This is a genomic window from Cupriavidus sp. 21MJTG02-4, from assembly GCF_057798975.1.
Genome location: NZ_JBYOJP010000002.1, coordinates 63,619 through 85,103, shown reverse-complemented (window position 1 = coordinate 85,103; position 21,485 = coordinate 63,619). Strand labels below are relative to the sequence as shown.

The window sequence follows — 21,485 nt, the reverse complement described above, 5'->3', positions numbered from 1 at the left end:
GGCTCCTACGCGGTGGCGGCGACGGCATCGCCGGAGAACCAGCGCGCCACCGCGAGCAGGGCCCAGGTCACGCTGCCCAGCAGGATGGAGAGCGCGGCGGCCATGCCGAAGTTGGCGTAGTTGGTGAATTCGTTGTAGATCGTCAGCGGCAGCACGTCGAGCTGCGTGGCCAGCGTGAATGCCGTGCCGAACGCCCCCATGCTGGTGGCGAAGCAAATCGCGCCGCTGGACAGCATCGCCGGCATCAGCGCGGGCAGCATCACGTCGCGCACCACGCGCCACGGGCTCGCGCCCAGCGAGCGCGCCGCTTCCTCGAGCGAGGTATCGAGCTTCTCCACCGCCGCCATCACGGTCAGGATCACGCGCGGAATCGAGAAGTACAGGTAACCGACGAAGAGGCCGGCAAGCCCGTAGGCAAAGGCCCAGCGCTCGCCCGCGAGCCAGTCGCCGACCATCGCCGAGAGGCCGTTGCGTCCGCCCAGCATGATCACCATGAAGCCGATCACGACCCCGGGGAACGCGAGCGGGAACGTCAGCACCGCGACCAGCGCGGACTTGCCTGGCACGGGGTTGCGCTGCAGAAACGTGCCGGCGATGCCGGCGATAACCAGCGTCGCCAGCGTGACCGCGCCGGACAGCAGCACGGTCACCATCAGGCTGTGCAGATAGCGCGGGCTCGTCAGCACGGTCCAGTACACGCCGGCGCCCTGCGGGCCGTTGACGCTGACCGCGACCAGGCGCGCCATCGGCAGGCAGAAGAACGCCAGGAACACGACCAGCGCCGGCAGCGCGAAGCCGAACAGGAGGAGATTTCGCTTTGTCATGGGAGGGGGCCTTGCCGTGGCGTCGTCCCCGCGCGAACGGCGCGCGGGAACGACCGACCATCGCCAGCGCGTGCTCAGCGCACTTCCTTCAGGTACTGATCGCTGAAGGCCTTCTGCACGTCCGCCATGCGGCCGAAGTCGACCGGCTTGGCGCGCGCATACTCGGAAGCCGGCAGGAAACGCGCCTGGACTTCCTTCGAGACCGCGCTGCTGCGCACCGGGCGCAGGTAGGCATTGGCCCACAGCGCCTGGCCGGCATCCGACAGCACGAAGTCCAGCACCTTGCGGCCCTCGGCCTCATGCGGAGCCTTGTTGACCAGGCTCATCACGTAGGGCACCACGACCGTGCCTTCCTTCGGGATCACGAAGGCGACGTTGGCGTGGTCCTTGTAGCGGGCGCGGTAGGCGTTGAAGTCATAGTCGAGCAGGATGGGGATCTCGCCGGAGAGCACGCGCGCGTAGGCGGTCTGCTTCGGCACGATCGGCTGGTTCTTCTGCAGGTCCTTGAAGTACTTGAACGCGGGGCCGAAGTTGTCGAAGGTGCCGCCCAGCGCCTGGTTGACGGCGACGGCGCCGACGTAGCCCACGAACGCGCTGGCCGGGTCCAGGTAGCCGACCAGGCCCTTGTACTCGGGCTTCTGCAAGTCGGCCCACGACTGCGGCACGGGCTTGCCGCGCAGCGCGTCGACGTTGACCATGAAGCCGAGCGTGCCCGAGTGGATCGCGAACCAGTTGCCCTGCGGGTCTTTCAGGCCGTCCGGGATGTCGTTCCAGTGCGCGGGCTTGTACGGGGTGGTCACGCCGTCCTTCTTCGCCTGGATGCCGAAGGTCACGCCGTAGTAGACCACGTCGGCGACCGGGCTCGCCTTCTCCGCCACCAGTTGCGCCAGCGACTGGCCGGAGTTCTTGTTGTCCAGCGGCACGGTAACGCCGGTCTTTTCCTTGATGGCGCGGATCTGCGCGGCCCAGTCGGCCCATTCGGGCGGGCAGTTGTAGCAGATGGCGGTCTGCGCGAAGGCTCCGTGGCTGAAGGCCGCGGCGGCGAACATCAGGGCGATCCGGCGCAGCGGGCGGCGCCAGGCGGAGAACGGTTGCATGAGAGGCTCCTTGGTTGGCAACAGTCGGTGTGGGAAACGCTGGGTTATGGGGTACGCCGGATACGCACGGCGGCGATACGTGGGTTCGCACGCTCCGGCGGCGCCGCGATGGTGCCGGTCACGCGCAGCGCGTGCGGCAGCAGCGTCACGCGCGCGGGCGCCGGCGCGTCGTCGGGCGCGGCCGTCAGCCGCGCCAGCAGATGGCGCACGGCGCGGGCGCCGATATCGGTGTTGGGCTGCACCACGGTCGCGAGCGTCGGCTCGACCACGCTGCCGAGTGCGATGCCGTCGTAGCCGAGCACGGACACGTCCGCTGGCACGCGCAGGCCGAGCCGGCCGAGGTCGGCGATCACGCCAAGCGCCAGCAGGTCGTTGGTGCAGAAGAAGGCGGTGGGAGCGTCGTTACCGTCCATCAGCGCGCGGATCTGCGCCGCGTTGCTGGCCGTGTGCGACGGCAGGCACAGTGCCGGGACCGGCTCCAGCCCGTGTTCGCGCATCGCGTCCTGGTAACCGGCAAAGCGCTGGCGCGCGCGGTCCGAGGCGACGAAGGCGCCCGAAACCACGACGATGCTCCGGTGCCCGGCCGCGATCAGCGTCTCCACGCCCGCGCAGGCGCTGCCGCGGTTGTCGACGGAAACCGAATGCCGCCGGCCGCGCGCGCTGGCCTGGTTGTACGCGAGCACATAGGGCACGCCTTCGGCGTCGAGTTGGTCCAGCACCGCGCTGCGGGCGGCATCGGCCACCGTCAGCACCAAGCCGTCGACGCGATGGCGCAGCAGGTACTCCACGCGCTCGCGCTCGCGCGCCGGGTCGTAGCCGCTCGTCACCAGCATCAGCGAGTAGCCGGCGGCGAGCGCCGCCTCCTCGATCCCGCGCCAGCATTCGGCGAAAACCGCGTTGTCCATCGTCGGCAGCATCACGCCGATCATCCGCGACTGCTGGGCGCGCAGCTTGCTGCCGAGCAGGTTCGGGCGAAAGCTCAGCTTATGCGCCGCGTCGAGCACACGCTGTGCGGTGCTGTCGCGCACCATGGCGGGCGTACTGAAGACGCGCGACGCAGTCGCCAGCGACACGCGCGCGGCCTGGGCCACGTCCAGCAGCGTCGCGCCGCCGCTGTCGGGCCTGGCTTCAGGCTTGCCATCGATGAGGTGTCTTCGCGTTCTATTGCGGCAGATACTGGAGGACGACCCTATGGCACAAATCCTCGTCACGGCCAAGGATCATGCCGCAGTGGACGTGCTGCTCGACAAGGTCATTCGCCAGGCATACAAGGATGCTCCGGCAGAGGAGCACCCACTAGCCATCCGGTTGAATCGTCGCGATGGAAATGACCACGCCAGGGAACTTGTCGACGAGTTGATGCGTACCGCTATCAACGCAATCCGCAATCGGACGCAGCAGGCGGTTGGTGATCCGTATGAGAGTAACCGTGACAGGTGGCTCCGGTTGCTTGAGGAAGCATCCAATGAAGGCGATGCGTGGCCGGAAGACCTTCAGGCATTGCGATACTCCCTACTGGAACTGGTTCAACGCGGGGCAAGTATCACGTATTGCACGACTAGTTCCGGCGACCTAGAGGAACTAGCAAAGGGGGCGCACTCGTTTGATTGGTCCATCATTGAGGAGGCGGGAAAAACTCACGGCTTCGATCTTGCCCTGCCGCTCCAAGCGGGCCATCGCTGGCTACTGCTCGGCGATCACAAGCAACTGCGTCCCTTCCTATACGGGGAGTTTTCCGATTGCTTCAACCGTCTAACGGGAAGCGACGCAATTAACGAGGGTGTCATCAACACACTAGAACAGCTGGGAAATCGGCCTGGCAATGCTCGCCTTATCGACATCGAATGGCTAAAAGCGAAATTTGATTCTGATCCGGACTGGGTAAACTCATTTGCGAATTTTGCCCGCAGCTGGCTCGCCAGCTTCGCAAAAGTCTTTGAAGATCGCCGTAAGCTCAATGATGTCACCCAAGGCAAATCCATCGGCGCCTCGGCAGGCTTACTGACACGCCAATACCGGATGCCGCCAGTCATTGGCGACTTGAACTCCACCGTCTTTTACGACGGCGAGGTGGGCAATGCGACCGCCGATGCGGAAGGCCGCCCCGACGCGGACCATTGCAATCCCTTTGTTGCACCATCCTGGCTTGCCGAAAAATCTCTGATCTGGCTGGATACACCCTGGGCGGAAGAGAACAAGGAGACCAAGAGAAAGGGCTACTCCAACAGCAGCGAGCAGCAAGCCATTTCTCGCCTCTTGCAAATGGCGAAGGTGGCGGATGACTCCCCATCGAAGCCTTACACCATTGCAATTCTCACCCCGTACAACATGCAGAAGAATGAGATAAACAGAAGCACCATTCCGGCGCCGGCAGGTTGCCAGTTCGGCAGTGCGCAGGGCCTTGATCCGGGCAAGTACAAAGCGTACTCGGTCGATTCTTTCCAGGGCGACGAGGCAGACATCATTGTGGTCAGCCTTGTGCGTAACAAACTTCGGGCGCAAGGCGTGCCGGCAGCAACCGACATCAAGTTCATTACCCAACCAGATCGGTTGAACGTAATGCTTTCCCGCCCGAGACGCATGCTGGTTGTCGTTGGGTGCTGGGATTACATTTCTGCCTGTGCGGATGCGGTTTCATCTGAGACGGATGCGCAGGGGAATTACAACGACCCCGATTACGGGCCTTTCAAGAAGACGCTCGAAGAGCTCAACGTTATGTTCAAGGATGGTCGAGCCTTGAAGATTTCTGTGGAGGAGGCACTGCGATGACACGCACGGAAATACGAGTTCCTCTTACCGAAATTCGGGTCAAATTCCGGGCTGGTACCCTGCGCCCCGTCACGGAACTGGACCGCATGGTGATGCAGGCAATCACCTCTGGTGCCAGCTCCGTCGATAGCCTAAAACCCATTTTCCAACTTCCCGAAAGGTTGTTGGTCGAGTGCTTGGTGGACCTAATGGATATGGCCTTGCTTGCGCTGGACACCAGTGGCAGCGGGTTCCGACTCACTGAATTTGGAGAGCGAAGCTTGGCCCAGGGCATGACCTCCTTCGGAGAGCGGGTGGATGGCACCGACGAAATGACTTTCCTGCGTGAGGACCTGACAGGGCGTATAGCTCCAGGGCAAATAATTCGTTACAACCGCGAAAAGGCCGACGTGCAATCTGCAGACGTTCGAGGCGGCATCCCACATGGAGAGATCGAGCAATTCCTTATTCAGAGACTCAGGAAGGACCGCAAGCATCTTCACTCGGTGGAATCCATCGTCCCCGTACGCGATGGCATCAGTTTCAAGGTGACGGTTGACAAGGGATCCGTCTCCGGTCTGCCGAGTCAGTGGAGCCACCTTAAGCAACTACTTCAGGCTGAGGCTGAAACGCGCACGGGCATCAGCTATGCGGCACCGGAGCTCGACCGCAAAAGTGAACAAGATGACTCACTCTGGACCGAGGTCAGCGTCGACGTATCTCAGCTACTACTTAAGGCTTCAGCCCATGAAGAGGTGCTAGCCCAAGCCATCGAGCAGGCCCACAGCCGTTTACTCATCTTGTCGGCACATGTTTCGGAAACGGTCCTGACCAAGCTGAAGGAGCCCATCAAAGCAGCGATTGATCGCGGCGTGCGCGTAGATGTTCTTTGGGGTCTTCCTTCCCTTGATGAAGTCGGAGAATCTCATGCAAAAACGACTAGAAAGTGGCTGCAGGAGATGCGTAAGTCATTATCCGACGGCTCGGGTGATTACCTGACTGTCAATGAAGAAGCACTCAATTCGGACGCCAAGATTCTGGTGTGGGATGCTCAGGACGGCTCTTACCAAGCTATCGTCGGCAGCTACAATTGGCTTTATGGATTGAACGGCTCTTCGGCCGAATGCACTGGATCAGAGGTCGGCGCCCGACTGAACGATCCACGGTTAGTCGGTAACATCTGCACGACCTTATCAGGGTGGCTCGACGCCCGCGGCCAACAGTTGAACGGTGTCGCCCTTCGATGGCGCAACATTGGGCTAAGCCTTGCTCAAAAGGCCCCATGCTCCCCAACGGGCGATGATGTCGCAGTGCTGAAGGTACGTGTACTCTACGATGAAAGTCACGCCGAGCTTCTCCGAGAGGGACTTGTGAACGCCGCTAAGCGACTTCTTGTGACTAGTCACAAGCTCAACCGTAGTGCCACGGGGAACCCCAGCAGCGGTGGTGGAAAGCTCGATTGGCTGGCCAAGAGAAACCCGGTGCCTGAATTTCAGTTTTCCCTCGTAACCGGCAGGACCCCCAAGGCAGATTGCTGGGCTACCGAAGATCAAAGTCGACTTGAAGCATTGGTCGAAGGTGTCGATGGCTCGCTTCGCCTCGGGGAAGGGACGCATGCCCGGGTTTTGGTCTATGACGACGTAGCTGTCGTATCGAGCTACAACTTCCTTTCCACGACACACGATAAACGCCAGATCGGTGTGATGTTCCGAGGGCCTACCGTTGCGAACGCACTCTGGGATGCGTTCAATACAATAGATACCTGAAACCAGCGCTGGCGGCGAACGTGATCGACATAACCTTGCCGGCCCCGTAGCCACTTGCAACGCTACCGTCTAACGGCTATTGGACGGCAGTGACTGAATTCCTACCGATACAGTCGGCCGTCGTCTCGGAGGGCGCCGAGCACGGCGATAAACGCGTGCGCTGGAATTCAATGCTGAATCGCTGAATCCGCAATCGATAGCTGCCACTTTGATTTTTCTGAGTCCGTAGCAAAAAAATGGGAGCCTCGGCTCCCATTTTTCGTCCTTAAAAACAGCAGAGCGAGCTCAATCCCAGCTCAACGCCCCACCCGTCTGATACTCAATAACGCGCGTCTCAAAGAAGTTCCGTTCCTTCTTCAAATCGATCATCTCGCTCATCCACGGGAACGGGTTCTCCTCGTTCGGGAACAGCTGATCAAGACCAATCTGCTGGCACCGACGATTGCAGATGAACCGCAGATACGACTTGAACATCGGCGCATTCAGCCCCAGCACCCCACGCGGCATCGTGTCCTCAGCGTACCGATACTCCAGATCCACCGCCTTCTTGAACAGCTCCGTGATCTCGGCCTTGAATTCAGCCGTCCACAGATGCGGATTCTCCAGCTTGATCTGATTAATCAAATCAATCCCAAAATTGCAGTGCAGCGACTCATCCCGCAGGATGTACTGATACTGCTCCGCAGCCCCAGTCATCTTGTTCTGCCGCCCCATCGCCAAAATCTGCGTGAAGCCCACATAGAAGAACAGCCCTTCCATGATGCAGGCGAACACGATCAGCGACTTCAGCAGCTTCTGGTCGTTTTCCGGCGTGCCGGTCTTGAACGACGGGTCGGTCAGCGTGTCGATGAACGGGATCAGGAACTCGTCCTTGTCGCGGATCGACTGCACTTCGTGGTACGCGTTGAAGATCTCGGCTTCGTTCAGGCCCAGCGATTCAACGATGTACTGGTAGGCGTGCGTGTGGATGGCCTCTTCAAAGGCCTGGCGCAGCAGGTACTGGCGGCATTCCGGCGCGGTGATCTGGCGGTAGGTGCCCAGCACGATGTTGTTGGCGGCCAGCGAGTCGGCGGTGACGAAGAAGCCCAGGTTGCGCTTGATAATGCGGCGCTCGTCCTCGGTCAGGCCGTTGGGGTCCTTCCACGTGGCGATGTCGCGGGACATGTTGATTTCCTGCGGCATCCAGTGGTTGGCACAGCCGGCCAGGTACTTTTCCCACGCCCACTTGTACTTGAACGGGACGAGCTGGTTGACGTCGGTCGAGCCGTTGATGACGCGCTTGTCGGCGGCGTTGACGCGGCGGTTGCTTTGCGCGGCGGCGGCGTTGGGGTTGTTGCCCAGGATGCCGGCTTGCGTGGCGCTCGGCGGCAGGACGCCTTGCTGGTCAGCGGTGGCAGCCGATGCAGCGGGTTGCAGGGCAGGCTGCGGTGCGGCCTGCGGGGTGGCTTGAACGTCGTCGTCCCAGCTCAGCATGATGTTGTTCTCCGTGATTCGATTGGGGGGCGCGGTGGTCAGAAATGACGGCTCACCCTGTGGTGGCGCCGGCCCTCTCCCCCGGCCCCTCTCCCGCTGGCGGGAAAGGGGTGCAAACCCCGGGGGTGGTTGGTTACTGCGTTAGGTCGCTACTGCGTGATTACTGGCAGGCTTCGCACTCTTCAAAGCCGGGATCACCCGGGCGCATCGTGCAGACCGCGCCTTCCGCTTCCGGCATGGCCGGGGCCGATGCGGCGGCCGCGTCCAGAGCCGAGCCGCTGTCGCTGCCCGACGACACCGCGTTCAGCGAGCCGCGCGACACGGTGGACTTCTCCACGTGCGTGGCAGCCATGGTGCGCAGGTAGTACGTGGTCTTCAGGCCGCGCAGCCAGGCCAGCTTGTAGGTGTCGTCCAGCTTCTTGCCCGAGGCGCCGGCCATGTAGATGTTCAGGGACTGGGCCTGGTCGATCCACTTCTGGCGGCGGCTGGCGGCTTCCACCAGCCAGGTCGGCTCGACTTCGAACGCGGTGGCGTAGATGTCGCGCAGGTCTTGCGGAATGCGGTCGATGCGCGACAGCGAGCCGTCGAAGTACTTCAGGTCGGCAACCATCACTTCGTCCCACAGGCCGCGTTCCTTCAGGTCGCGCACCAGGTAGTCATTGACCACGGTGAACTCGCCCGACAGGTTGGACTTGACGTACAGGTTCTGGAACGTCGGCTCGATGCAGGCGGACACGCCGATGATGTTCGAGATCGTGGCGGTCGGCGCGATCGCGATGCAGTTCGAGTTGCGCATGCCGTGCTGCTTGATGCGGGCGCGCAGGCTGTCCCAGTCCATGCTGCTGGACAGATCCACGTCCAGGTAGCCGCCGCGCTCTTCGGCCAGCAGCTTGAGCGAGTCCTGCGGCAGGATGCCGCGGTCCCACAGCGAGCCGGTGTAGGTCTCGTAGCGGCCACGCTCTTCGGCCAGCTCGGTGGAGGCCTGGTAGGCGTAGTAGCACACGGCTTCCATCGAGGTGTCGGCGAACTTCACCGCGGCGTCGCTGGAGTACGGCGTGCGCAGCACGTGCAGGCAGTCCTGGAAGCCCATGATGCCCATGCCGACCGGACGGTGGCGCAGGTTGGAGTTGCGGGCCTTCTCGACAGCGTAGTAGTTGATGTCGATGACGTTATCCAGCATCCGCATGGCGGTGCGGATGGTCTTCTGCAGCTTGGCGTGGTCGAGCGCGTACGAGCCGTCAGCCTGCTTGGCCAGGTGGGCCACCAGGTTCACCGAACCCAGGTTGCACACGGCGATTTCGCTGTCGTTGGTATTCAGCGTGATTTCCGTGCACAGGTTGGAGCTGTGGACGACGCCGACGTGCTGCTGCGGGCTGCGGATGTTGCAAGGATCCTTGAAGGTGATCCACGGGTGGCCGGTTTCGAACAGCATGCCCAGCATCTTGCGCCAGAGCTGCATGGCCGGAACCTTCTTGAACAGCTTCAGTTCGCCGTTGGCGGCCTTGGCTTCGTAGCCCAGGTAAGCCTTTTCGAACTCCTTGCCGACCTTGTCGTGCAGGTCCGGGCAGGTGGACGGCGAGAACAGCGTCCATTCGGCGTTTTCCATCACGCGCTTCATGAACAGGTCCGGAATCCAGTTGGCCGTGTTCATGTCGTGGGTGCGGCGGCGGTCGTCGCCGGTGTTCTTGCGCAGCTCCAGGAATTCTTCGATGTCCAGGTGCCACGTTTCCAGGTAGGCGCAGACGGCGCCCTTGCGCTTGCCGCCCTGGTTCACGGCCACGGCGGTGTCGTTCACCACCTTCAGGAACGGGACCACGCCCTGGCTCTTGCCGTTGGTGCCCTTGATGTGCGAGCCCAGTGCGCGCACGTTGGTCCAGTCATTGCCCAGGCCGCCGGCGAACTTGGACAGCAGCGCGTTTTCCTTGAGCGCTTCGTAGATGCCTTCCAGGTCGTCCGAGACGGTGGTCAGGTAGCACGACGACAGCTGCGAGCGCTGGGTGCCCGAGTTGAACAGGGTCGGCGTGGACGACATGAAGTCGAACGACGACAGCAGCTGGTAGAACTCGATGGCGCGCGCTTCGCGGTCGGTTTCGTTGAGGGCCAGGCCCATGGCGACGCGCATGAAGAATGCCTGCGGCATCTCGATGCGGGTCTCTTCGATGTGCAGGAAGTAGCGGTCATACAGCGTCTGCAGGCCCAGGTAGTTGAACTGGAAGTCGCGGCCGGCGTCCAGCGCGGCGCCCAGGCGGGCCAGGTCGAAGGTGGCCAGCTTCTCGTCCAGCAGCTCGGCGGCGATACCGCGGGCGATGAACTTGGGGAAGTACTCGGCGTAACGCGTGGTCATTTCGGCCTGCGTCACTTCGGCGCCCAGGATTTCCTTGCGGATGGTGTGCAGCAGGATACGGGCGGTGACCTGGCTGTAGTCCGGGTCCTTTTCGATCAGGGTACGCGCGGCCAGGATGGCGGAGTCGTACACCTGCGTCATCGGCACGCCTTCGTACAGGTTCTTCAGCGTTTCCTTGAGGATCGGCTCGGCGCTGACGGCCTTGCCCAGGCCGGCGCAGGCGTTATCGAGCAGCGCGTGCAGCGCGACGATGTCCAGCGGCTTGCTCACGCCGGCGTCGCTCACGTTGAACTGGATGCCGGCTTCCTGCACGCGGGCGACGGCCTGCGCGCTGGCACTGGCACGCTCCTGGGCGCGCTTTTCGCGGTACAGCACGTAGGAACGGGCCACTTCGTGCTCACCCGAGCGCATCAGGGCCAGTTCGACGTGATCCTGCACGTCTTCGATATGGATCGCGCCACCGCTCGGGCGGCTGCGCACCAGCGCGCGCACCACGGCGTGCGTCAGTTGCTCGACGATCTCGCGCACACGCGCGGAAGCCGCGCCCTGCCCGCCGTTCACGGCGAGGAAGGCCTTGGTCATGGCGACGTTGATCTTGGACGGCTCGAACGCCACCACGGCGCCGTTGCGGCGGATGATCTTGTAATCCTGGTAGTTCGTCGTGCCGGCTTGGGTCGCGGGGGCCTGTTGCTCGGTACCTGCAATACCGGCGGCGCCCGCTGCGCCCGTGGTGATTTCGTTCTGGGCCGTCTGCATAAGAACTCCTGTCTTTTTAGCCTGTTTTAAGAGACAAAAGAGTCCCTGGCGAAATGGGCTGCGAAAGTGTCCTGCCGCACAGGGTTGGCGGTGGGACTGACTGCCGTTTGCTAAACATTTCGCCAGGGACTCTTGTGATGCGCTGACCCCACATCAGGGTTTCAACCACTATCGCCACGTCTGCGACAGCAACCCTTCACTGCTAGGCCAGCTCCCCGGTTGAACTACTAGATATAGTGGTCACTGCGGAAAACTGGGCTAAGTATAGTGAAAGAAATCCGGATGACCAGTCTTGACAAGCGTGGTTGCGACACCCCGATGACAAGTGCGGCAGCGCCACATTCCCGGGAACCGCGCTACGACAAGGGATCGCGCCAAGTCGTTCGCAGACGCACATTTTTTGGAAATTTTTTTTATCCGGGCGGCGCGTCCGATAGCCCCACACCGACGTGGGGATTTGGCATGTGACATCGTGCCGACATGGTGCTGTGGCAACAGCTTGGCGGCCCCGCAAGCACCTTAACTGTGCGAGGGGCGGAAGGGTAACAGGTTTTCCGGAACGTCGGCGAGACGCGCGAAACGGTCCCAGTCGAAGTGGGGTCCCGGGTCGGTCTTGCGGCCCGGGGCGATGTCGCTGTGGCCGGCAATCGCCTGCACCGGCAATGTGGCGCGCAGGGCCTTCACCAGCGTGGCGGTGGTGGCGTACTGGGCGGCCGTGAACGGCTGGTCGTCGGCGCCTTCGATCTCGATGCCGACTGAAAAATCGTTGCAACGGACCCGGCCGAAGAAATCGGACAGCCCGGCATGCCACGCACGCTTGCCGCAAGGCACGAACTGCACGAGTTCGCCATCGCGCCGGATCAGGAAGTGCGCGGACACCTGCACCTGGTGGATCGTGGCGAAAAACGGGTGGCGGTCCGGGTCGAGCCGGTTCTGGAAGAAGGCTTCAATGTCATCGCTGCCGAACTGGCCCGGCGGCAGGCTGATGTTGTGCAGCACGACCAGGTCGACGGGCATGCCCGTAGGCCGCTCGTCGTAATTGGGCGATGGCACGCGGCGCGCGGCCGGCACCCAGCCTTCGGCGTCCGGCAGGAAGCTGGCTGGGACGGGGCCGGAAACCGGAGCCGTCATGCCGCGCCCTCCCCTTCGTCGCGTTCGTCCCGCCCATCGCGGATACCAAGCTGCTGGATGCGATAGCGAAGCTGGCGCAGGTTCAAACCCAGCAGCGGCGCGGCGGCCGTGCGGTTGAAGCTGGTTTGCGCCAGCGCCTGCAGGATGATCTCGCGCTCGACATTCTCGAGCCGGGCCTGGAGATCGATCGGGAACGCCACGCCGCGGCAGGCACGCTCGGCGGCATCGGGCGCGTCTTCAGCCACGGCCACGGCTTCCGCCTCGGGCGTTGCTGCAGCCTGCTGCGGCACGATCGGCATGGGGACCGGGGCGGGCTCGGCCGGCATGATGCCCGCCGGCACCCCGCCGAAGGCCCACGGTGTGTACGGGGTCAGCGGCGACGGTGCCGCACGCAGCGCCGCGCGTTCCATATTGGCGTCGAGCGGGCCCAGGTCGGCCACCTGGATATCTTCGGACTCGGCAAACGCGTAGGCGCGTTCGAGCAGGTTTTCCAGCTCGCGCACATTGCCCGGGAACGGATAAGCCACCAGCCGCTCCAGCGCGGCCTGCGACAGGCGGCGCGGGCGCGGATCGCCATAGCGCACGGCCAGGTGCTCAAGGATGGCGCGCGCGAGCACGGGGATATCCTCGGCACGCTCGCGCAGCGTCGGCATGCGCAATTCGAGCACATTGAGCCGGTAGTACAAGTCCTGCCGGAACTGGCCAGCCGCGACCATGGCGGCGAGATCCTTGTGGCTCGCGCACATCACGCGCACATCGACGGCATCTTCGCGGCTGGCGCCGATCTTGCGCACGCGGCGCTCCTGCAGCGCGCGCAGCAGCTTGACCTGCATGGCCAGCGGCAGGTCGGCCACCTCGTCCAGCAGCAGCGTGCCGCCGTTGGCCGACTGGAAGAAGCCGCCGCGCTCGCCGTCGGCGCCGGTGAACGCGCCCTTGACGTGACCGAAGAACTCGGACTCCATCAGGTTTTCCGGGATGGCACCGCAGTTCACCGCCACGAACGGATGCGCGGCACGCGCGCTGGTAGCGTGGATGGCGTGTGCGGCGCGCTCCTTGCCGCTGCCCGATTCGCCGCTGATCACCACCGGCGCCATGCTGCGCGCCAGCCGCGAGAGCGAGCGCCGCACCTCCTGCATGGCCGGCGAGTGGCCGGGCAGCAGCGCGGCGGCGCGGTCGGCGCCCTGGCTGGCATCGGCACTGGCGGCGGCGTCCTGGTCTTCGCGCGCCTGCTGGCGGCCCAGCGCGTTCATCACCAGGCTGCGCAGCTGGTCCAGCGACACCGGCTTGGCGATGTAGTCGAACGCGCCGGCCTTGAGCGCTTCGACGGCGTTGTCGGCGCTACCGTAGGCCGTGATGACGGCCACGGGCACGCGTTCCGGCGAAACCGACAGCTGCCGCACGATCTCGATGCCCAGGCCGTCGCCCAGGCGCATGTCGGTCAGCACCAGGCTGTAGCGGCGCTGCGCGAGCTTCTCGCGCGCTTCGGCCAGCGAGCCGGCCAGCACCACGTCATGCCCCATGCGGCGGATGGAAATATCCAGCAGCTCGCGCAGGTCTGCCTCGTCATCGATGACGAGGATCGGGTCAGGGCCGGGCGTTCTGGGTGGCATGGAGCGGCGTGTCAGGTGCGGAAGTTCAATGGATCTGCGTGTCTGCCTGCATTGCATCGCCGGTGTCGATGCGCAGCGTCAGCACGAAGGCCTTGGCGGGCAGTGTATCGCGCGGGGCAGCCAGCAGGCCGGTGCGCGCGAGCAGGTCATCCAGCGCGATGGTGCCGTAGCGGACCTGTGCGTCGTTGGCGCCGCACAGCTCGCGCGCCATGAACAGGCCCAGCCCGGTGCCCTGGGCATTGCTGGTAAAGAACGGCTCGAACAGGCTGCGCTGGTGTTCGCGCGGAATCTCGGTGCCATCGTTCCAGACGATCAACTCGGCATGGTGCTGGTCCAGCGCGTGCGCGAGCAGGCGGATGGCGCCCGGCAGGCGGCTGCAGTAGCGCCACGCGTTGTCGAGCAGGTTGCCGAGCACCTGCTGGAGCTGCGAGGTGTCGAAGACCACCGGCTGTGCCACGTCGACCGTGAGGCGGACCGCATTCGGGTTGATCTCGCCGCGGCCCGGCTGGCGCGTGTCGCCGGCACGCGGCCGGCGCGAGCGCATCTCCAGCCGCCAGCGCTCGACGATCTCGGGCAGCGCCTGCGCAAGCTGCGCGGTGCTGCGGCCCGTGCGCGGGCGGCGCGACAGCTGCAGCACGTCGGACACGACCTGGTCCAGCCGCCGCACGTTGTCATGGATGATGCGTAGCAGACGTGCATCGACATCCGACTCCACGCCACCATCGCCGCCGATGCCCGCCCCGTCGCCCAGCAGCTCGCTGGCCTGGCTGATGGCCGCCAGCGGATTGCGGATCTGGTGCGCGACGCTGGCCACGAGCCGGCCCATGGCGGCGAGCTTTTCCTGCTGGACCTGCTCGGCGATGCGCTCCCAGCTTTCGATATGGACCAGCACGGTGTCGCGCATCTCGCTGCGCAGCAGGGCCTCGTCGTCGGGCGACCAGGCCATGGCTTCCTGCTGGGCGATGGCCAGGCGCAGGCGCGCCGCGACTTCGGGCGTCAGCTCGTTCCACGCGGCGGTGTCGAGGCTGGATGGCAGGGTCGACGTGCTGGCGATGGTATTGCGCAGCCCGGCCAGGCCCGGCAGCACAAAGCGCAGACGCAGCCGCGTGTGCCGGTTGCCGCCCCCCGGCGGCGCGGAGCGCGAGACGATGGGCAGCAGTTGCAGGATGCGCGGCACGTCGTCCTTGCTGCGCACCCAGTCGCGCAGCATTTCCATCAGCGGCTGCAGGCGCGGGATGCGGCGCAGGTCGAACAGCACCGACTGACTCCCTTCCACGCCCATGCTGTCGCGCGTGGTGCGCGAATAAACGCGTTCATGCGGCTGTACGCCAAGCAACACCACGGCGGCAGGGTTGGCCGCCACCACCATGCCGTTGGCACGCACCAGCATCACGCCGTCCTGCATGTCGTTGACCATCAATCGGTTCACGAGCTGCTGCAGCCGCAACTCCTGCTCGCGCGCGAGCGCCAGTTTTTCCTGCGCGACCTGCCGGTACGCCAGCATGTACATCAGCAGCGCCGCGATCATGAACACCAGCCCATACAGGCCCGAGCCGAGCAGGCCGCCATCCGCCTGGCGTTGCAGGATGGTCAGCGCGAACGGGTGCGCCATGACCACCAGGGCCGAGACCGAGGCGGCAAACAGCGCGAACAGCAGGCTGGTGAGCGCGCCGGCCTCGAGCGCCGGCAGCAGGAAGATCATCGCCAGCCCGTCGGCATGGCCGTTGCGGCCGAGCGCCTCGTAGATCAGGCCGAGCATGGCCAGGTCGGCCAGCACCTGCAGCCGCACGCGCAGGTGGAAGCGCCGCCGCCACAGCGTGCCGGCCAGCATGGCCAGCGCGATGCCGAGGTAGGGCAAGGCAAGCTGCATGGCCGCCGTCTTGTAGGCGGGCAAGGCGAGCTGGAACGGCAGCACGAGCGACGCGCCATGCGACTCTGCGCCGCGCTGCATGATGGTGAAGGCCAGCAGCAGTAGGCCGACGGCGATGCGGGTCCAGCAGAAATAGCGCAGCAGGCGCCAGTGGAAATCAGGCGGCTCGGGCGCGCGCCACAGTTGCGCGAAGCCGGGCCATGCGGCGAGCCGGGCGGTATGCGTCGGCCGCGCCGTGATCATGCGCGGTCGCCGCTGTCGTCCGGCAGGTGGCTGCGCCGGCAATAGTGCAGGCCGCGCCAGGCAATGGCTTCGCTGCCCGGCAGGTGAACGCCGCAGTGGGCGCACTGGACCATGGCCTCGGGGTTGCTCTTGCCGTTGCCCGAGGCGTCGGCCGGTCGGGATGGGTGGGATGCACGGAGGGCTTCGTCATGGCGGGCTTCGGCGCGCGACCGCAGCCACCAGAAGACCCCCAGCACCACGGCCAGCAGGATGAAGATTCTTGCCATGGCGGTCTCAGAGCCGGTGCAGGATCACTTCGATCACGAAGCGGCTGCCGACATAGGCCAGCAGCAGGATGCCGAACGATGCGATGACCCAGCGCAGCGCCACGCGGCCGCGCCAGCCGCGGAAATGCCGTCCGGCCAGGATGCCGCCGAACATCGCCCATGAAATAAAGGCGAAGACGGTCTTGTGGTCGAGCCGGAAGGCGCGGCCGAACAGTTCCTCCGAGAACAGCAGGCCGGAGGCAATGGTCAGCGTCAGCAGGACGAAGCCGGCGCCGATCAGGCGGAACAGCAGCTTTTCCAGCGTCAGCAGCGGCGGCAGCAGGTCCAGCCAGCGGCCCAGCCACTGCTCGGCCGGGCCCTTGGGCTTGACGTTGCCGGGACGCGACGGCGCATGCTTGAAGCCGTGCAGGCGGCGCTCGGCCAGCAGCATCAGGAAGGCGTGGAAGGCGGCCAGCGTGAACAGGCCATAGGCCACGTTGGCAATGATGAAGTGCAGCTTGAACAGCGGCCGCGCGGCATAGCCCAGGATCTGCGAACCCGGGAACGCCAGCGGCATCAGGCTGGCGACGAGCGCCACCGGGATCACGATCAGCCCCAGCCCGGCCAGCGAGAAGAAGAAGCTCTCTATCCAGTAGATGCCCACGCCCAGCCACAGCATGGCCGACAGCGCAAAGGCGAAGCCGAACATCATATGGTCGGCCGGGAAGATGGTTTCGTGCAGCAGCAGGCCGTGGCTGGCCAGCACGGCCGCCATCAGCAGGTGCCACCAGCCCGGCTGGGCGTCGCTGCCGCCCGCCGGCCCGCCGTTGGCGGTCAGCACGGCCGAGGCCGCGCCGTTAGCCCGGCTGCCGGCCGCGGCCAGCCGCGGATTGCGCGTGGCCCAGCCGTGGAAAGCCAGGCCGCAATAGAGAAGTGCCGTCAGGGCATACAGTACAATGACCATTTGCGCAGTTTACCTTAGTGCCCCCTGCCGGTGGCGGGCGGCTGATCCGGTAACAGAGGCCGCAACACAGCCCTTTCTTCCCCCATTCCTGCCATGCTGGACAATCTCACTCAACGCCTGGCGCGGGTCGTCAAGACCATGCGCGGCGAGGCCCGTCTGACCGAGGCCAATACCGCCGAAATGCTGCGCGAAGTGCGCCTGGCCATGCTCGAAGCCGACGTGGCCTTGCCGGTCGTGCGCGAGTTCATCGCCCGCGTCAAGGAAAAGGCATTGGGCGAGGATGTCGTCGCCAGCCTGACCCCGGGGCAGGCGCTGGTTGGCGTGGTCCAGCGCGAGCTGACCGCGGTGATCGGCGGCGAGGAAGCCGTCGCCGGCGCCAAGAGCGCCGAGCTGAACCTGGCCGTGCAGCCGCCCGCGATCATCCTGATGGCCGGCCTGCAGGGCGCCGGCAAGACGACCACCGTCGGCAAACTGGCCAAGTGGCTCAAAGAGAACAAAAAGAAGAAAGTGCTGACGGTCTCGTGCGACGTGTATCGCCCGGCCGCTATCGCCCAGCTGAAGACGGTGTCCGAACAGGTGGGCGCGGAGTTCTTCCCGTCGCAGCCCGAGCAGAAGCCGGTCGACATCGCCCGCGCCGCGGTGGACTGGGCGCGCAAGCATTACCACGACGTGCTGATCGTCGATACCGCGGGCCGCCTGGGTATCGACGAGGCGATGATGCAGGAAATCGCCGCGCTGCACGCCGAGCTGAAGCCGGCCGAAACGCTGTTCGTGGTCGATGCCATGCTCGGCCAGGACGCGGTCAACACCGCCAAGGCCTTCAATGACACGCTGCCGCTGACCGGCGTGGTGCTGACTAAGCTGGACGGCGATGCGCGCGGCGGTGCCGCGCTGTCGGTGCGCCACGTGACGGGCCGGCCGATCAAGTTCGTGGGCGTCGGCGAAAAGCTCGACGGCCTGGAGCCGTTCTACCCCGACCGCATGGCCCAGCGTATCCTGGGCATGGGCGACATCCTCGCGCTGGTCGAGGAAGCCCAGCGCGGCGTGGACATGGACGCCGCCGAGAAGCTGGCCAAGAAGATCAAGAAGACCGGCGGCTTCGACCTGGAAGACTTCAAGGCCCAGATCGGCCAGATGAAGAAGATGGGCGGCCTCGGTAGCCTGGTGGACAAGCTGCCGGCGCAGTTCGCGCAGCAGGCGCAAGGCGCCAATATGGATCAGGCGGAAAAGCAGGTGGCCCGCATGGAAGGCATCATCAACAGCATGACCGCGGCCGAGCGCGCCAAGCCCGAGCTGATCAAGGCCAGCCGCAAGCGCCGCATCGCCGCGGGCGCGGGCGTGCCGGTGCAGGAAGTGAACCGCCTGCTGAACCAGTTCGACCAGATGCAAGGCATGATGAAGAAGCTCAAGGGCGGCGGCATGATGAAGATGATGCGCCAGATGGGCGCGATGAAAGGCGGCATGAAGGGCCTCTTCAACCGCTGATCCGCGCCAGGCGCCCTACCCCCGCAAGAGACAAGAACAGGAAAGACATCATGATGACCGCTGAACAGGCCCGCGAACTGTGGTCCAACTCCGAGGAAATCGTCAGCGCCGAAGAAGTCCAGCTGTCGCTGGACCGCATGGCGAAGGACATCACCGAGAAAATGGGCGATGCCTTCCCGCTGGTGCTGTCCGTGATGGGCGGCGCGGTGGTGTTCACCGGCATGCTGCTGCCCAAGCTGCAGTTCCCGCTGGAATTCGACTACATCCACCTGTCCCGCTACAACAACAAGACCGTGGGCGGCGAGATGCAATGGCGCGTGGCGCCGCGCGAATCCGTCAAGGATCGCGTGGTGCTGGTGCTGGACGACATCCTGGATGAAGGCGAGACCATGGCGGCGATCCGCCAGCGCATCATGGACATGGGCGCCAAGGAATTCCACGCCGCCGTGCTGTGCGAGAAGACGCTGACCAAGCTCAAGCCGATGCACCCGGATTTCTGCGGGTTCCAGGTGCCGGACCGGTATGTGTTCGGGTGTGGGATGGATGCCAAGGGGTATTGGCGGAACCTGGGGACGATCCGGGCGCTGATGTAAGCGCCGTCAGCCGGCGTGGTGCGCCCCCAGAATCGGCCACAACGACGCCAGCAGCAGCAACGCCATCCCCACATTGAACACGCGCAGCACCCGCGGCTGCGCCAGCCAGCGGCGCAGGGCCGAGCCGAATACGGCCCACATCGCCACGCTCGGCAGGTTGATGACGGCGAAGATGCCCGCCAGCATCAGCACGTTCAGCCACACATTGCCGTGCAGCACATAGGTGCTGCACGCGCCCACCGCCATCACCCACGCCTTGGGGTTGACCCACTGGAACGCCGCCGCCTTCAGGAAACCCATCGGGCGCGCGACCTGGCGGTCCTGCATGCCGCCTGAAGTGGCGAGCTTCCACGCCAGCCAGACCAGGTAGACCCCAGCCACCACGCGCAGCACCTGCCAGGTCCACGGCCAGTGCGAGAACATCGACCCAAGCCCCAGCCCGACCAGCGCCACCATCAGCGCAAACCCGCCGCTGATACCGAGCAGGTGCGGAATGGTCCGCGCAAAGCCGAAATTCACCCCCGACGCCAGCACCATGGTGTTGTTGGGGCCGGGTGTGATGGAGGACACGAGCGCGAACGCCGCAAACGCAAGAAAGACGCCGGAACCGGAGGCAAGGTCAGGAAAAGCCATGGCAGTAGCACCAGAAGAAGCAGCGGGAATGCTGCCAGTCTAGTCACAGCGAACGGTACAGTACCGGTACAGTTCGCCGGAATTCTGCCGTGACGGAATGCCGTGGTCTGGCGGGACAGTTTCTACGCAATGGCGCGATATGGGCGCTCGCGCAGCCATTTGGTGGCAATCCACTTCTCGCCGGTTTCCACCGGCAGGCCGGCGTGCAGGGTGCGCTCGTCCAGTCGGCCTTCGGGCAGCAGGTAGCTGAAGTACACAGCGTTGCCCTTGACCGGCGCCACCTCCAGGCCGATGCGCGGGAACGCCGTGGCGCCGCCCGCCTGCGGCGTGTTCAGGTAGATCACCAGCGTGGCAATGCGCTGGCCGCCCACGCGGAGTTGGCGCGCCTCGCCGGGACGCTTCGGATTGAAGAAATCGAAATGCGGCTGGTATTCGCCGCCGGGCTTGTAGTTGAGGATCTGCAAACCCTCGCCGTGATCGGCGGGCACGCCCGTCACCCGGGCGATGCGGGTCTCGATGCGGTCCAGCAGCGCATGCTCGCCGACCTGGAACATGGCGCCCATGCTGGTCCGCGCCTCGATCAGGTTCTCGTCGCCGGTGTCGGGGTTGATGACCGGCGATCGCTCCAGCCGTCCGCGTGCGAGATCGACCAGCGCATCGCATTCGACATCGCTGAGCAGTTGTTGATACAGGCGGATAGCCGGTGCTTGCAGCGAGAACAGCACGTGAATCTCGCGCTCGCCCTGGTGCTGTGCGGGACTGGGTGTAGGAGTGGCCGGCGCGGCACGCCGCTGCCCCATGGCCGTGGCCACCGCGGCGCGGGCAAAGACGGTGTCATAGCCGGAGCGCAGCATCGACAGGACCAGCGACTCGGCGCCAAATCCCTCGGCGATATGCCGGGCCAGCCAGCGTTCCAGCTCCGGCGACGAGGTGGCGTAGCCCGGCGACCCCACGGCCGGACGCGTGTCGGTGCTCATGACGGATTGGCCACCCGCTGCGGGGAGAACGGGTTGCGCGCCGGCGCCTCGGGCAGCAGCTTGCGCGGCCGGGTCGGGGCGACTTCCGGATCGCCCGCGACGGTGACCGTCGCCTCGGAGTATTGCCAGCGCTTCCACGCAGCCAACACCGCGTTGGGATATTCGGCGCGGCCGCGGCTGCCGTTGTAGCGCCCCAGTGCCAGGAACAGGTCGCCCTGCTCGCGGTCCAGGTAGTGGCGCAGGATGGTGCAGCCGTAGCGCAGGTTGCTTTGCAGGTGGAACAGCTTGCGCGGATCGTTGTCGCCGATGGTGCGGGTCCAGAACGGCATCACCTGCATCAGCCCGCGCGCCCCGACCGAACTCATGGCGTACTTGCGGAAATTGCTCTCCACTTGCACCAGGCCCAGCACCAGCGCAGGCTCCAGTCCGGCACGCTTGGCTTCGTAATACGCGGTTTCGATCAGCTCCACGCGCATTTGCGGCTCGGGGATGCGCCCTTCGAGCCGGTGAGACATCTCGCCAAGCCACTTGAGATAGGCCAGGCGCTCGCCGCCCGATGCAAAGACCGGGCGTATCGGCCGCGAGTCCGCAATGGCTGCCGCCAGCGCGCCGCGCACCGAGTCGGCCAGGTCCTCTTCCTTCTGCGCGCCGGCCTGCGCGGCCGCGGCGGCCAGGGCCAGCAGCAGGCTGCCGGCCGTGCGAACCAGGCGGGCCGCGCGCATGGGC

At 65.0% G+C, this 21,485-nt stretch carries 17 protein-coding genes; 4 read left to right on the top strand and 13 right to left on the bottom strand.

The annotated features are described in order from the left end of the window. Nucleotides 1–5: 5 nt before the first annotated feature. From AC3FKH_RS03610 to AC3FKH_RS03600, 3 genes are all read right to left on the bottom strand, one after another. A complete protein-coding gene (locus tag AC3FKH_RS03610; RefSeq protein WP_488673007.1) occupies nt 6–824 on the bottom strand; it encodes an ABC transporter permease in 819 nt (272 codons plus the stop codon). Between the two features lie 74 nt (nt 825–898). Further along, nucleotides 899–1,921 carry an ABC transporter substrate-binding protein gene (locus AC3FKH_RS03605; protein WP_488673006.1) on the bottom strand — a complete coding sequence of 341 codons (1,023 nt, stop codon included), beginning with the start codon at nt 1,919–1,921 and terminating at the stop codon, nt 899–901. Nucleotides 1,922–1,965: 44 nt separating this feature from the next. Further along, nucleotides 1,966–3,066 carry a substrate-binding domain-containing protein gene (locus tag AC3FKH_RS03600; RefSeq protein ID WP_488673828.1) on the bottom strand — a complete coding sequence of 367 codons (1,101 nt, stop codon included), beginning with the start codon at nt 3,064–3,066 and terminating at the stop codon, nt 1,966–1,968. Between the two features lie 46 nt (nt 3,067–3,112). Between AC3FKH_RS03600 and AC3FKH_RS03595 the strand changes: the two genes are divergently transcribed. Together AC3FKH_RS03595 and AC3FKH_RS03590 are read left to right on the top strand one after the other, a co-directional pair. Then, a complete protein-coding gene (locus AC3FKH_RS03595) occupies nt 3,113–4,690 on the top strand; it encodes an AAA domain-containing protein (RefSeq protein WP_488673005.1) in 1,578 nt (525 codons plus the stop codon). Beyond that, nucleotides 4,687–6,435, top strand: a complete 1,749-nt coding sequence (locus AC3FKH_RS03590; protein ID WP_488673003.1) for a hypothetical protein — start codon at nt 4,687–4,689, stop codon at nt 6,433–6,435. Before AC3FKH_RS03595 ends, AC3FKH_RS03590 begins: the two co-directional genes overlap by 4 nt. A gap of 285 nt (nt 6,436–6,720) precedes the next feature. Here AC3FKH_RS03590 and AC3FKH_RS03585 read toward each other — a convergent pair whose 3' ends face one another. From AC3FKH_RS03585 to AC3FKH_RS03555, 7 genes are all read right to left on the bottom strand, one after another. Beyond that, nucleotides 6,721–7,908, bottom strand: coding sequence for a ribonucleotide-diphosphate reductase subunit beta (locus AC3FKH_RS03585; RefSeq protein WP_029048109.1), 1,188 nt, complete (start codon nt 7,906–7,908; stop codon nt 6,721–6,723). A gap of 160 nt (nt 7,909–8,068) precedes the next feature. After that, nucleotides 8,069–11,008, bottom strand: coding sequence for a ribonucleoside-diphosphate reductase subunit alpha (locus tag AC3FKH_RS03580; RefSeq protein WP_488673001.1), 2,940 nt, complete (start codon nt 11,006–11,008; stop codon nt 8,069–8,071). Between the two features lie 519 nt (nt 11,009–11,527). After that, complete coding sequence (gene ampD, locus AC3FKH_RS03575; RefSeq protein ID WP_488673000.1) at nt 11,528–12,139, bottom strand: 1,6-anhydro-N-acetylmuramyl-L-alanine amidase AmpD; 612 nt, start codon at nt 12,137–12,139, stop codon at nt 11,528–11,530. Then, nucleotides 12,136–13,749: a sigma-54-dependent transcriptional regulator gene (locus AC3FKH_RS03570; RefSeq protein WP_488672998.1), complete on the bottom strand. Its 1,614-nt coding sequence runs from the start codon at nt 13,747–13,749 to the stop codon at nt 12,136–12,138. The genes ampD and AC3FKH_RS03570 overlap by 4 nt, the downstream gene beginning before the upstream one ends. 25 nt (nt 13,750–13,774) lie before the next feature. Next, nucleotides 13,775–15,862, bottom strand: a complete 2,088-nt coding sequence (locus tag AC3FKH_RS03565) for a sensor histidine kinase (protein WP_488672996.1) — start codon at nt 15,860–15,862, stop codon at nt 13,775–13,777. Beyond that, nucleotides 15,859–16,128 carry a PP0621 family protein gene (locus tag AC3FKH_RS03560; protein WP_488672995.1) on the bottom strand — a complete coding sequence of 90 codons (270 nt, stop codon included), beginning with the start codon at nt 16,126–16,128 and terminating at the stop codon, nt 15,859–15,861. The genes AC3FKH_RS03565 and AC3FKH_RS03560 overlap by 4 nt, the downstream gene beginning before the upstream one ends. Nucleotides 16,129–16,135: 7 nt before the next feature. Then, nucleotides 16,136–17,071 carry a cytochrome C assembly family protein gene (locus tag AC3FKH_RS03555; RefSeq protein ID WP_488672993.1) on the bottom strand — a complete coding sequence of 312 codons (936 nt, stop codon included), beginning with the start codon at nt 17,069–17,071 and terminating at the stop codon, nt 16,136–16,138. Between the two features lie 93 nt (nt 17,072–17,164). On the opposite strand from AC3FKH_RS03555, the gene ffh reads away from it, so the two are divergent. Further along, on the top strand, nt 17,165–18,556 hold the full coding sequence (gene ffh / locus AC3FKH_RS03550; protein WP_488672991.1) for a signal recognition particle protein: 1,392 nt from the start codon (nt 17,165–17,167) through the stop codon (nt 18,554–18,556). A 50-nt stretch (nt 18,557–18,606) separates the two neighbouring features. Beyond that, the gene (locus AC3FKH_RS03545) at nt 18,607–19,149 is read left to right on the top strand and encodes a hypoxanthine-guanine phosphoribosyltransferase (RefSeq protein ID WP_488672989.1); all 543 of its coding nucleotides are present in this window, start codon (nt 18,607–18,609) and stop codon (nt 19,147–19,149) included. 6 nt (nt 19,150–19,155) lie between these two features. Here AC3FKH_RS03545 and AC3FKH_RS03540 read toward each other — a convergent pair whose 3' ends face one another. The 3 genes from AC3FKH_RS03540 to AC3FKH_RS03530 all read right to left on the bottom strand — a co-directional run bounded on the left by AC3FKH_RS03540 (nt 19,156) and on the right by AC3FKH_RS03530 (nt 21,481). Continuing rightward, complete coding sequence (locus AC3FKH_RS03540; RefSeq protein WP_488672987.1) at nt 19,156–19,782, bottom strand: LysE family translocator; 627 nt, start codon at nt 19,780–19,782, stop codon at nt 19,156–19,158. Between the two features lie 122 nt (nt 19,783–19,904). Beyond that, on the bottom strand, nt 19,905–20,759 hold the full coding sequence (locus tag AC3FKH_RS03535) for a 2OG-Fe(II) oxygenase (protein WP_488672985.1): 855 nt from the start codon (nt 20,757–20,759) through the stop codon (nt 19,905–19,907). After that, on the bottom strand, nt 20,756–21,481 hold the full coding sequence (locus AC3FKH_RS03530; protein ID WP_488672983.1) for a lytic transglycosylase domain-containing protein: 726 nt from the start codon (nt 21,479–21,481) through the stop codon (nt 20,756–20,758). Before AC3FKH_RS03530 ends, AC3FKH_RS03535 begins: the two co-directional genes overlap by 4 nt. Nucleotides 21,482–21,485: the final 4 nt, after the last annotated feature.